Origin of the sequence: Allorhizobium paknamense (genome assembly GCF_030815125.1) — a bacterium.
Lineage (GTDB): Bacteria > Pseudomonadota > Alphaproteobacteria > Rhizobiales > Rhizobiaceae > Allorhizobium > Allorhizobium paknamense.
On sequence record NZ_JAUSWH010000001.1, the window covers coordinates 36,927 to 49,169 of the forward strand.

Below are 12,243 nucleotides of genomic sequence, written 5' to 3' on the forward strand. Positions count from 1 at the left end.
CTTACTTGTAGCAGACGGCTTTGACGGCCTGGACCACTTCGCCGACATTCGGCAGAGCGAGCTTTTCGAGGTTGGCCGCATAGGGCATCGGCACATCCTTGCCCGCAATGGTGATGACCGGAGCGTCGAGATAGTCAAAAGCTTCGCGCTGGATGGTGTTGGCGATGAAATCGCCCACGGAAGACTGCGGGAAGCCTTCTTCGACAGTGACCAGACGGCCCGTTTTCTTGACGGATTCGATCACGGTCGGCAGATCCATCGGGCGCAGCGTGCGCAGGTCGATGAGTTCGACGTCGATCCCGGCAGCGGTCAGCTCTTCCACAGCCTTGACGGCATAGGTCATGCCAATGCCCCAGGATACCATGGTGACATCCTTGCCCGCCTTGTGAATGCGCGCCTTGCCGATCGGCAGAACGAAATCATCCATCTTCGGCACTTCGAAGGAGTGACCGTAGAGAATTTCGTTTTCGAGGAAGATGACCGGGTTCGGATCGCGGATGGCAGCCTTCAGCAGGCCCTTGGCATCGGCCGCCGTGTAAGGCTGGATGACCTTGAGACCCGGAATATGGCTGTACCATGCGCCATAGTCCTGGCTGTGCTGGGCGGCAACGCGGGCAGCCGCGCCGTTCGGGCCACGGAACACCATGGGCGCACCCATCTGACCACCGGACATATAGAGCGTCTTGGCGGCGGAGTTGATGATCTGGTCAATCGCCTGCATGGCGAAGTTGAAGGTCATGAACTCGACGATCGGACGCAGGCCGGTCATGGCGGCACCGACAGCGATACCGGCAAAACCGTGCTCGGTGATCGGCGTATCGACAACGCGGTTGGGGCCGAATTCCTGCAGCAGCCCCTGCGTGATCTTGTAGGCGCCCTGATATTCGGCGACCTCCTCACCCATGATGAAGACATCCGGGTTGGCCCGCATTTCCTCGGCCATGGCTTCGCGCAGCGCTTCACGCACCGTCATCGTCACCATTTCCGTGCCGGCGGGAATGGCCGGATCGGCAGCAACTTCCACCTTCGGCGCAGCCGGAAGCGTGGTATTATCGGACTTGGAAGACGGCTCATCGACGGACTGGCGCGCCTTGCCGCCGGCAGCATCGGATGTCGCAGCCGGGGTATCGGCGTCGGCAGCCTTGGGTGCGGCGATCGCATCGGCGCTCTCGCCATCCTGCAGCAGCACGGCGATCACCGTGTTCACCTTGACGTTTGCGGTACCGGCTTCGATCAGCAGCTTGCCGATCACGCCTTCATCCACGGCTTCCACTTCCATGGTCGCCTTGTCGGTTTCGATTTCAGCGATCACATCGCCGGACTTGACGCTATCGCCTTCCTTCTTGAGCCACTTGGAAAGCGTGCCTTCCTCCATGGTCGGAGAAAGGGCGGGCATGAGAATATCGACTGGCATGGGCTAACCCTCCCTTTCGCCTTAGAGCAGAATATCGGTGTAGAGCTCGGATACATCCGGCTCCGGATCGGCCTGGGCGAAATCGGCGCTGTCTGCCACGATATCGCGCACGTCCTTGTCGATCTGCTTCAGGTCGTCTTCGGTGGCCCAGTTCAGTTCCAGCAGGCGTGCCTTCACCTGCTCGATCGGGTCATGCTCGGAGCGCATCTTCTGCACTTCGTCCTTGGAGCGATACTTGGCCGGGTCGGACATGGAGTGACCGCGATAGCGATAGGTCAACATTTCGAGAATGATCGGGCCGCGACCGGAGCGGCAATGCTCCACGGCATAATCTGCGGCAGCCTTGACGGCGCGCACATCCATGCCATCCACCTGAATGCCGGGGATATTGAAGGAAACGCCGCGCTGGGAGAAATCCGTCTGCGCGGAGGCGCGGGAAACGGAGGTGCCCATGGCATAACGGTTGTTCTCGATGATGTAGATCACCGGCAGGCTCCACAGGCGAGCCATGTTGAAGCTCTCATAGACCTGGCCCTGGTTGGCCGCGCCATCGCCGAAATAGGCGAGCGACACATTGTCATTGCCACGATACTTGTTGGCGAAGGCCAGACCCGTGCCGAGCGAAACCTGTGCACCGACGATGCCGTGACCGCCGTAGAAATGCTTCTCCTTGGAGAACATGTGCATGGAGCCGCCCTTGCCCTTGGACAGACCGCCGCGGCGGCCCGTCAACTCGGCCATGACGCCCCGGGCGCTCATGCCGCAGGCCAGCATGTGGCCGTGGTCACGATAACCGGTAATGACCTGGTCGCCTTCCTTCAGCGCCATCTGCATGCCGACGACGACAGCTTCCTGGCCGATGTAAAGGTGACAGAAGCCGCCGATGAAGCCCATGCCGTAGAGCTGGCCTGCCTTTTCCTCGAAACGGCGAATGAGGAGCATTTCGCGATAAGCCTTCAGCTCCTCCTCGCGATCAAGCTCGACGATTGCCCCTTGCGTGAAATTGCTCTTGGCCTGCTTGGCCTGAGCTGGCTTGGCCTGAGCCTTGCGACCGGATGCGGTCGCGTTGGTGCGCGGCGCCATTCATTCCTCCCTGACTTGCTGGGGTTCTTGATTGCGCACCACCATATTCAAGAAAGGCTGAAGTCGCAATGCACTAAATGCATGCCTTCCATTCGCTGTAAACATAGAGAATTACAGCATTTTTTGCGATTAACTGAAATCCAGTTAATTTAAATTCCCCGGATTTATACTGGGAGCAATGCAGCATTTTTTGTGTGCACTGCAACCGTCACTTCAAAAGGCTTTCAGCGATTGAAAATGACGATCTCGTCCGGGCGCGACATGTTGAGCTGATAGCGGGCCTTTTCATCGATCATGTCGCGCTCGAGCGAACCGTCGCTCAACAATTCAACCTGTTTTTCGATTGCCTTGCGCTTCTTAACCAGATCGGCCAGCTCCTTGTTCCGCTCGGCGCGGATCTGGTCGAAGCGCTCGCCTGCGCGCAGGCCATAATCGCCATGAATGCTGTGATAGCCGAAATAGCCGATGAAAGCGACGGTGATGGCGGGAAGGATGAGACGTCCGAATTTTCTGTTCTTGTGATGGCGTGTCCACATGCCCCGGCGACCTTGTACGCATGACCTTTGCCACTGCGCCAGCCGCGCAGCGGAGGGAAGACGGCTCCCTTAACCCAAACATTAGAGCGGAACCCTTAACCGTTCGTTGACCATGACGTATCCGCAACAAAAAACCGCCGCGATCCCTGGGGAGCGCGGCGGTTGTTCAGTGATTGAAAAAGACCAGACTATCAGCCCTTCAGGATGGAGCTACCGGCATAGCTTGCCTGCATGCCCAGCATTTCCTCGATGCGGATCAGCTGGTTGTATTTAGCGAGCCGGTCGGAGCGGGCCAGCGAGCCGGTCTTGATCTGACCGCAATTGGTGGCGACGGCGAGATCGGCAATGGTCGAATCTTCCGTTTCGCCCGAGCGGTGCGACATGACGGCGGTGTAGCGGGCCTTGTGTGCGGTTTCCACGGCGTCCAGCGTTTCAGAGAGCGAACCGATCTGGTTGACCTTGACGAGGATGGAATTGGCAACGCCCATGCGGATACCATCACGCAGACGAGCCGAATTGGTCACGAACAGATCGTCGCCAACCAGCTGAACCTTGGAGCCGATCTTGTCGGTGAGCGACTTCCAGCCATCCCAATCGTCTTCGGCCATGCCGTCTTCGATGGAGATGATCGGGTAGCGGCCAGCCAGTTCGGCAAGATAGTCGGCCATGGCTTCCGGCTCCAGCGTGCGGCCTTCACCTTCCAGCACGTATTTGCCGTCCTTGAAGAACTCGGTGGAGGCGCAGTCCAGCGCCAGATACATGTCTTCGCCCGGGCGATAGCCAGCCTTTTCAATGGACTTCATGATGAAGTCGAGCGCGGCAGGGGCGCTTTCCAGACCCGGAGCAAAACCGCCTTCGTCACCCACATTGGTGTTGTGACCCTGGGCAGCCAGTTCCTTCTTGAGGGTGTGGAACACTTCGGAACCCATGCGAACGGCGTCGCGGATATTTTCCGCACCCACCGGCATGATCATGAATTCCTGGAAGTCGATCGGGTTATCGGCATGCGCGCCGCCATTGATGATGTTCATCATCGGAACCGGCAGAACGCGGGCGTTCGGGCCACCGACATAGCGATAGAGCGGCAGGCCGGAGGCTTCGGCGGCAGCCTTGGCGACGGCGAGTGAGACGCCGAGAATGGCGTTTGCACCGAGGCGGGACTTGTTGGGCGTACCGTCCAGTTCGCGCATGATGTTGTCGATCTGGATCTGGTTCTCAGCGTCATGACCGCCGATCGCGTCGAAGATTTCGCCGTTGACGGCTTCGACAGCCTTTTCCACGCCCTTGCCGAGATAGCGCTTGCCGCCATCGCGCAGTTCCACGGCTTCGTGCGCGCCGGTGGATGCGCCCGAGGGAACCGCCGCACGGCCCATGCTGCCGTCTTCGAGATAGACATCGACCTCGACGGTCGGATTACCGCGGCTGTCGAGAATTTCGCGGCCAATGATATCGGTGATGGCAGTCATGTTCGCTCCCTGCTGAATGAAAGGCCAAGGCCCGGTGTGGGCGGCATCGCCGCCTTCAGGTCCCTTGTCTTATCCGATGAAACGGAAATTACAATGACGGTTTGACCGGTAAAAAGACAAAAGCTAATCGATTTAAATGATCTTCTGCCGTTTTGTGCCGGGATAAATCGGTTAAAGTTTGTCAGGGAAAAGGGGAAACCGGTTCTCCCGAAAAGACAAACGATGCCCAAAAACCTGGAGACGGGCGAATTCAGGATGAATCCGCCCGTCTCCGGAGGCTTTTTAATCGGCCTTGGTGACGGCGTCGAAGGCCATCAACTTTTCCAGAAGAGCCTCGAGTTTATCGAGATAAACCATGTTGGGGCCATCCGACGGCGCATTGTCCGGGTCCTGGTGCGATTCGATGAAAAGCCCGGCAACGCCGACGGCGACGGCTGCGCGCGCCAGGGTTTCCACGAATTCGCGCTGGCCACCGGTGGAACCGCCCTGCCCGCCCGGCTGCTGCACCGAGTGAGTCGCATCGAAAATCACCGGCGCACCCATGCCCGCCATGATCGGCAGCGAGCGCATGTCGGAAACCAGCGTATTGTAGCCGAAGGAGGCGCCGCGCTCGCACAGCATGACATTGGGATTGCCGGACAGCGTGATCTTTTCCATCACATTCTTCATGTCCCAGGGGGCGAGGAACTGGCCCTTCTTCACGTTGATGGCGCGGCCGGTCTTGGCGGCAGCAACGAGAAGATCCGTCTGGCGGCACAGGAAAGCTGGAATTTGCAGCACATCCACGACCTCCGCCACGATGGCGCATTGCTCTTCGGTGTGAATATCGGTCAGCACCGGAAAGCCGAACTCCTTCTTCAGGTCGGCAAAGATTTCCAGCCCCTTTTCAATACCGATGCCGCGCCCGCCCTTCAGCGAGGTGCGGTTGGCCTTGTCGAAGGAGGACTTGTAGACCAGACCAATGCCAAGCCGGTCGCAGATTTCCTTGATGCTGCCCGCCATCATGAAGGCGTGCTCCCGGCTTTCCATCTGGCAGGGGCCGCAAATCAGCGAAAAACGCTTGGAATTGCTGAAGGAAACGGTCTTGTCGCCCGCGCCGACGGTGACGGTGGCATTGGGGGAGGTCATCTTCACTTCTCCTCGAATACAAAGCGCAGACCCTGACCGGGCTGCGGCGATACGGAAAGCCCATGCGGCTCTCGCTCATAGCGCACGCCATTAGCAGCCAGCACTTCCGCTGTCACCTCAAGATCGGAGACCGCAAGAACGAGCGCCGTCGCTTCCGGCCCGGCGCGGCCTCTCGGCGCAAGGTGGATCGGCAGGTTTGCCGTTTCAAACACCACCCCATCCGCCATGGGCTCATCCGCCGTGGCCCCATCCGCCGTAGCATGTGCCGTGGCACCGAATACCAGCCGGAACCACTCGACATAGGCTTGCGGATCGGCAGCCTGAAGTTCGATGCGCTTGATGCCGGTGACCGCATTGGCATGCGCCTCAAGGCTGCCCCGGTCAGCGGGCAGCGGATTGATCCTCTGGCAGGTGAAAAGCAGCAGTTCCTCCGCCTGCGAATGGGTGGAGAAAGCCAGCCGAAAGCTCGCCTCCACCTCCCGGCCATCGGCAAGGCGCATCACCCTGCCGAAATTCAGCACCCGCCCACCGGAAAGATCGGCGGCCTGGAAGGCCTGATGATCGGCCTCCGCATCATCCGTCAGCGCCACGATGGCCGAAAGCCCTTCGCCCTTTGCTGTCAGGAAGGCCTGATCGCGAGCAACGAAAACATTGCCGTCCTGCACCGCCGCCGCGGCCATGGCGGCATCGCCAATGGCCAATGGCTCCAGATAGGTCTTGTCGGAGAAGAAAACGCAGGCATTGGCTGTCCCGAAGGGGTGCTGCGCATCGGCAGCCACAGTAAAGCCAAGCTGGCTGAGGCGGCTTCTGCCCACCGACAGGGAGCGCACCGGCAGCACCAGATGATCCACCGGATAGTGTTTGCCTTCAACCATGATCAGACGCCTCCTCTACGGCGCTTTTCGATCTGATTGAATCAGATCGGCGCTCTAACTCTTTGTTTTTACGCATTTCCGGGCGGAAAACCGGTTTCCACTTCTCCTGAAAACGCTCCAACTGCTTGTCTCACCGCAATTCCCGAGGAATTGCGGAAGTATATCAAGGTTCGAAGATGCGTCAGCCTCCCCGCCTTGAAAGAGTTTCGAATATCTCAAATGCATCAAAGGCTTGAGATATTCGAAAGGGAATACCAAGCGTCATTTTCAATGACGCTTGGTATTCCTCAGGGCTTTTTCTCCACCAGCTTGGGCGGAGGAAAAGCCAGAACCTCCTTGGTGTAGGTTTCCACCACCATGCTGATGGGCGTGCCATCCGGCACGGACAGCAGCGCATGGTGCTGCAACACCTCATCCGGTATATGGAGCGGGCCGCTCTCGGATTCTATGGGTGCACCCATTTCCCAGGCTTCCGGCAGAGGCCGCCAAAGAAGCTCGGCGCTGATCGTATGCCGCTGGAAATGCAGCGGCTGAACCACCCGGCCAAAAGCGGTGTCCGTGCTATCGAGCACCTTGTTCATCTCCGGCGTCAAGCGCGAGGGCACGTACCAGTTATCCGCCACGGACAGCACATGGTCACCGCATTTGAGGCGCACACGGCGATAGCCGACGGGCTCATCCATTGAAACTTTGAGAGCGGCGCGCACCTCCTCACCGGCAGGCTTGTCCATATCCTTCACACGCTCGGCCACGATTTTCTGACCGGGAGCAAGTTCGTGCCGGGCGCACCAATGATCCAGCGTCAGCGTGGCGCTGTCATGGCTCAAAAGCCGGGCATTGAGATCCTGCAACAGCGCCTCCGCCTGAAGCCGCGTGACCGGCGTATCCTGCCACACGGCACGATCTTGGCTGTGTCCGGCAGAGGGAAAGCTCATTGAAGCCACGAGAAAAGGCAGGGACAGAAAGGCTGAACGCATGAAAACTCCTTAAATGAGGAAGGCATGATCGAACAGTGCGCCAAGGCCGATTTCGTTTAGATCATGCGGAGGAATCGAACAGACATGAAATTGCGCACGGCTTCATGACGGTTCAGTGGCACGCCTCCCAGCATTCGATGGATTTATTTCCTCCGGCGCAAAACTCGAAAAACAATAGCTGCAAAAGCAAACAGCTTTAACGGCTCCGCTTCTTGAGAAGATCATGCCCGCGCGCTAAGTCACCTTCCAGATGTGGCAACCTTTCATAAAGCGTATGTCCCCGTCTCGCAGCCGGCGACAGGTCCTCCCACCGTGTCGCCCGCCGCATGAAACGTTTTGGCTGAACCAACGTTGCAGCCGATGTCGTCAACCTGCGGCCCTTCCTCCCACGGGGCCGCACAAGAAAAGAACCGAACACATGGCAGGAATTCAAACGGGTGCCGCGCCCTCCTCCGGCACCGCAGCCACGTCCGGCCGGTCCTATACCGGTCCGCTGGTGGCGCTCACCTCGCTCTTTTTCCTCTGGGGCTTCATTACGTGCCTCAACGACATTCTCATCCCGCATTTGAAGAATGTTTTCCAGCTGAACTACACGCAGACCATGTTGATCCAGTTCTGCTTCTTCGGCGCCTATTTCATCGTATCGCTCCCGGCTGGCGCGCTGGTAAAGCGCATCAGCTACAAATGGGGCATCGTCACCGGATTGCTGGTTGCGGCCATTGGCTGCGCGCTCTTCATTCCAGCCGCCAGCCTGCGCATCTATGCGCTGTTTCTCGGCGCGCTTTTCGTGCTGGCCGCTGGCATCACCATTCTGCAGGTCGCGGCGAACCCCTATGTCACCGTGCTCGGGCCCCCGGAAACCTCGTCCAGCCGCCTGACGCTGACGCAGGCCTTCAACTCTCTCGGCACGACGGTTGCGCCGCTGTTTGGCGCCATCCTCATTCTTTCTTCCGCCACCAAGGCGGTGGAAGCCGAGGCTGATGCCGTGAAGTTTCCCTATCTGCTGCTGGCAGCCACCTTTCTGGTTCTGGCCGCCATCTTTGCAGCGCTGAAACTGCCCGCCGTCGAAGGCGAGGAAGATCCGGCCCATGCGGGTGAAACCGGCGGCTCGGCCTGGCAGTACCGCCATCTGGTGCTGGGGGCCATTGGTATCTTCGTCTATGTTGGCGGTGAAGTCAGCGTCGGAAGCTTCCTCGTGAACTTTCTCGCGGAACCGTCGATTGCCGGGTTTTCGGAGCAGGAAGCCGCCCATTACGTCTCCTATTTCTGGGGTGGCGCAATGGTCGGGCGTTTCATCGGTTCGGTTGCGATGCGCTATATCGGCGATGGCAAGGCATTGGCGATCAATGCCGTCTGCGCCGGAGCCCTGCTGCTCATCACCGTGCTCACCACCGGCCACGTGGCCATGTGGACGGTGCTGGCCGTCGGCTTCTTCAACTCCATCATGTTCCCCACCATTTTCAGCCTGGCGCTGAAGGGGCTTGGCCATCATACCAGCCAGGGATCGGGCATTCTGTGCCTTGCCATCGTCGGTGGGGCCATACTGCCGGTCATTCAGGGTGGACTGGCCGATTCCATCGGCATTCACATGGCCTTCCTGATGCCGATCCTCTGCTATGTCTACATCGCCTTTTACGGGCTGGTGGGCTCGCGCCCGCGCGCTTGACCGTAGTTCCGACGCCCGGCACGATCCACGGTGCCGGGCGTTTTCTTTTGCATAGACCTGCGGGAACAAAGCCGTTGCCGATCCTGTTGACGGGATGAACAACAAGGAGGATCGCTCAATGCAGATTACCTATCATGTCGGTGAACATGACGGCGGCTATGCCTATCGGCTGCGGGACGTGTGGTCGGAAACCTTTCCCGATCACGACAGCGCCCTGAGGGCTGCGCGCTCCGCTGCCGAACGTCAGCACCTGGAGGGTCAGGACGCCGAAATCAGCTATCAGCTTGCCGACGGACGCTGGCAGACGGAGCATGCCGATGGCGGCGACCGACCGGAAACGGAAGTGGTGGATGACGTGGCCGAGGCAGCGCAAAAGCAGGTTTGAGCGATATTTCATCCAAGTGCTTAGAGCATTTCCAGGGAAAGTGGAAACCGGTTTTCCGTCCGGAAATGCGTAGAAACAAACATTTAGAGCGTTTCAATGTTTCCGTGAAACAATGAAACGCTCTAAAAGCAAAGGGCGGCCCGAAAGCCGCCCTTCTCGATATCGTGTTGGTCACGCCGCCTCTGCCGACAGCCGTTCTACCAAGGGTGCCACCTTCGGCGCGGGACTTGGCGGGGCCTGAACCTCCAGAGGCCGCCCTGCCCGTCTTTCACGCTTCACCCATTCGGTAATGGTTTCAGCGCAGGTATGGTCCACATAGCGCAATCCGGCGGAGGTGATGCAGACCTTCTTGCCATCCGGCAAGCTTTCCAGCGTGTTGAGCAAGGCCGGAACATCCCGGCAGGTGCCCACGCCTTTCAGCTTCAGCAAAATGGCCTCATCATCCTCCTGCTGGTGAATATGCAGCTTGCGCCGCAGGAAGGGCACGATTTCCGCCAACGACAGGAAAAGCCCGACAGCCACCCCCACCAGCAGATCCTGCACCACGACCAGGCTGACCGTGGCCGCCCAGACACCCACCGGCACCCAGCCGTGATGGGCGAAGAGATGCCGAACATGCTGCAGGCTCACCAGCCGCCAGCCCGTCACCAGCAGCACCGCCGCCAGTGCGGTTAGTGGCACGATGCCGAGAAGCTGCGGAAGAAGCGCCACCAGAGACAGGATCCAGATACCGTGCAAAATGGTGGATCGCCGCGTCGCGGCCCCGGCCTGGATATTGGCCGATGACCGCACGATGACCCCGGTGATGGGCAGTGCACCGAGCAGACCGCAAAGACTGTTGCCCACACCCTGCGCCACCAGTTCCTTGTTGAAGCGGGTGCGCTCGCCGTCATGCATGCGGTCCACCGCCGCGGCGGACAGCAAGGTTTCGGCACTGGCAATCACCGCAATCACCAGAACCGTGGCGATTGCGCCCGGCTGCAGCAGACCGGCAAAGCTTTCCGCCGTTGGCAGAGTGATGCCTTCCAGGAGCGTTGCAGGCACCACGACCCTTGCAATCGGCAGATCGAGAGCGACGGTGATGACCGTCCCTGCCGCAACGCCAATCAGCGCCCCGGGCACCAGCCTCAGCCGCGCGGGCCGCAGCTTTTCCCAGCCCACCATGGCGACAAGGGAGATGAGGCCGACAATCAGGGCGATGCTATGATTGCTCATACCGCCGCCCAGCACCTTGCCCAGGGTTTCATCCATGGCCGCGACGTTTTCAACGCCGCCAGCGGCGGGCTTGGCATCCATCAGCACATGCACCTGCCCCAGCACGATCAGAATGCCGATGCCTGCGAGCATGCCGTGAACGACCGCTGGTGAAATGGCGCGAAACCAGGAGCCAAGCTTCAGATAACCGGCCAGCATCTGCAAAAAGCCGGCAACGATCAGCACCGGCCCCAACAGGGCCAGTCCATATTCCTCGACAAAACCGAAAACGATGACAGCAAGACCTGCCGCAGGCCCCGAGACCTGAAGCGGCGACCCTGCAATGACGCCGACAACGATGCCGCCGATAATGCCGGACACCAGCCCCATGGCCACCGGCACGCCGGAGGCGATGGCAATGCCGAGGCAAAGAGGAATGGCCACGAGGAAGACAACGATGGAGGACGCGATATCCCGCGTCAGGGCGGAGTTAGCTTTTGCCGTCATGATGCTACTCCGCCGCCATCAGCGGATCGTCCATGATATGCGGCGTAGCCCGGCCCGTTACGGCAACCGGCATCGGCTTCTCGCCCGCAACCACCTGGAAGCGCCGCTCCACACCATCATAGACCTGCACCTCACCGGTTTCGATGTCGAAGAACCAGCCATGCAGCGTGATATCATTGGTGGCAAGCTTGGCCGCGACGGAAGGATGGGTGCGCAGATGGTCAAGCTGGATCACCACATTCTCCATGGCCACGGCCCGCACGCGGTCTCTTTCCGGCAGGCTTTCGGGATAGGCCTGGCAGACGATGGAATAGGCCGCCTGAGAATGGCGCAGCCAGGCCGCGACATTCGGCATGGGCGCCAGAAGATCATGGTTGCACAGACCCTTCATGGCGCCGCAATCGGAATGACCGCACACGATGATATCCCGCACACCCAGCGCCACCACGGCATATTCGATGGCCGAGGAAACGCCGCCATTCATGGTGGAAAAGGGAGGAACGATGTTGCCGGCATTGCGGCAGACAAACAGTTCACCCGGACCGGACTGGGTGATGACCTCCGGCATGACCCGGCTATCGGCGCAGGAAATCATCAGCGCCTGTGGCTGCTGGCCTTCTCGCGCCAGCTTGCGGTAGAGACCCGAATGAGTTGGGAAAACCTCTTCCCGGAAACTGGAAAGTCTTTTCACAAAGTCGCTCATCACAAAATTCCCTTTTCTACGCCGGTGCGCCCGAAGGCTTTTGGCCGGCTTCGATTGTCACCCACATGTACAACCAAAAGATGTCGCGCGGAGTGGTCGGAAATATGGCTTTTTGTGCGATGCACTTCCGTTTTTCATCACATATTGTTTATTCGATGTGATCTTGAAATTCCCGGAACCGCATACGGTGATGGATTTTAAATTGCATTATTTATAATGGCTTGAGTCAATTAAATGACTTAAGTCAAGTATTTTTCTGTCCGCTCAATAATCAAATACCCCCAAAAATGTGCGGTTTCCACACATTAA

The 12,243-nt window shown here is 59.2% G+C and carries 11 protein-coding genes; 2 read left to right on the top strand and 9 right to left on the bottom strand.

Annotated features, from left to right (window positions below):
• Position 1: 1 nt before the first annotated feature.
• The 7 genes from QO005_RS00195 to QO005_RS00225 form a co-directional block, all read right to left on the bottom strand.
• On the bottom strand, positions 2–1,414 hold the full coding sequence (locus QO005_RS00195; protein ID WP_307155962.1) for a pyruvate dehydrogenase complex E1 component subunit beta: 1,413 nt from the start codon (positions 1,412–1,414) through the stop codon (positions 2–4).
• 21 nt (positions 1,415–1,435) lie between these two features.
• Complete coding sequence (pdhA, locus tag QO005_RS00200; protein ID WP_307155963.1) at positions 1,436–2,497, bottom strand: pyruvate dehydrogenase (acetyl-transferring) E1 component subunit alpha; 1,062 nt, start codon at positions 2,495–2,497, stop codon at positions 1,436–1,438.
• 224 nt (positions 2,498–2,721) lie between these two features.
• Positions 2,722–3,033 carry an FtsB family cell division protein gene (locus QO005_RS00205; RefSeq protein ID WP_307155964.1) on the bottom strand — a complete coding sequence of 104 codons (312 nt, stop codon included), beginning with the start codon at positions 3,031–3,033 and terminating at the stop codon, positions 2,722–2,724.
• Between the two features lie 191 nt (positions 3,034–3,224).
• On the bottom strand, positions 3,225–4,499 hold the full coding sequence (eno, locus tag QO005_RS00210; RefSeq protein WP_307155965.1) for a phosphopyruvate hydratase: 1,275 nt from the start codon (positions 4,497–4,499) through the stop codon (positions 3,225–3,227).
• Between the two features lie 282 nt (positions 4,500–4,781).
• Entirely contained in the window at positions 4,782–5,627 is an 846-nt protein-coding gene (kdsA, locus tag QO005_RS00215) for a 3-deoxy-8-phosphooctulonate synthase (protein WP_307155966.1), read from the bottom strand.
• Positions 5,628–5,629: 2 nt separating this feature from the next.
• A complete protein-coding gene (locus QO005_RS00220; RefSeq protein WP_307155967.1) occupies positions 5,630–6,502 on the bottom strand; it encodes a VOC family protein in 873 nt (290 codons plus the stop codon).
• A 287-nt stretch (positions 6,503–6,789) separates the two neighbouring features.
• On the bottom strand, positions 6,790–7,479 hold the full coding sequence (locus QO005_RS00225) for a hypothetical protein (RefSeq protein WP_307155968.1): 690 nt from the start codon (positions 7,477–7,479) through the stop codon (positions 6,790–6,792).
• 418 nt (positions 7,480–7,897) lie between these two features.
• Between QO005_RS00225 and QO005_RS00230 the strand changes: the two genes are divergently transcribed.
• The gene (locus QO005_RS00230) at positions 7,898–9,145 is read left to right on the top strand and encodes a sugar MFS transporter (protein WP_307155969.1); all 1,248 of its coding nucleotides are present in this window, start codon (positions 7,898–7,900) and stop codon (positions 9,143–9,145) included.
• Between the two features lie 118 nt (positions 9,146–9,263).
• Positions 9,264–9,530, top strand: coding sequence for a DUF2188 domain-containing protein (locus QO005_RS00235; protein ID WP_307155970.1), 267 nt, complete (start codon positions 9,264–9,266; stop codon positions 9,528–9,530).
• A 171-nt stretch (positions 9,531–9,701) separates the two neighbouring features.
• On the opposite strand, the gene QO005_RS00240 is transcribed toward QO005_RS00235, so the two are convergent.
• Positions 9,702–11,231 (bottom strand): SulP family inorganic anion transporter, encoded by a 1,530-nt coding sequence (locus tag QO005_RS00240; protein WP_307155971.1) that lies wholly within the window; start codon positions 11,229–11,231, stop codon positions 9,702–9,704.
• 4 nt (positions 11,232–11,235) lie between these two features.
• Entirely contained in the window at positions 11,236–11,934 is a 699-nt protein-coding gene (locus QO005_RS00245; RefSeq protein ID WP_307155972.1) for a carbonic anhydrase, read from the bottom strand.
• Positions 11,935–12,243 lie beyond the last annotated feature (309 nt).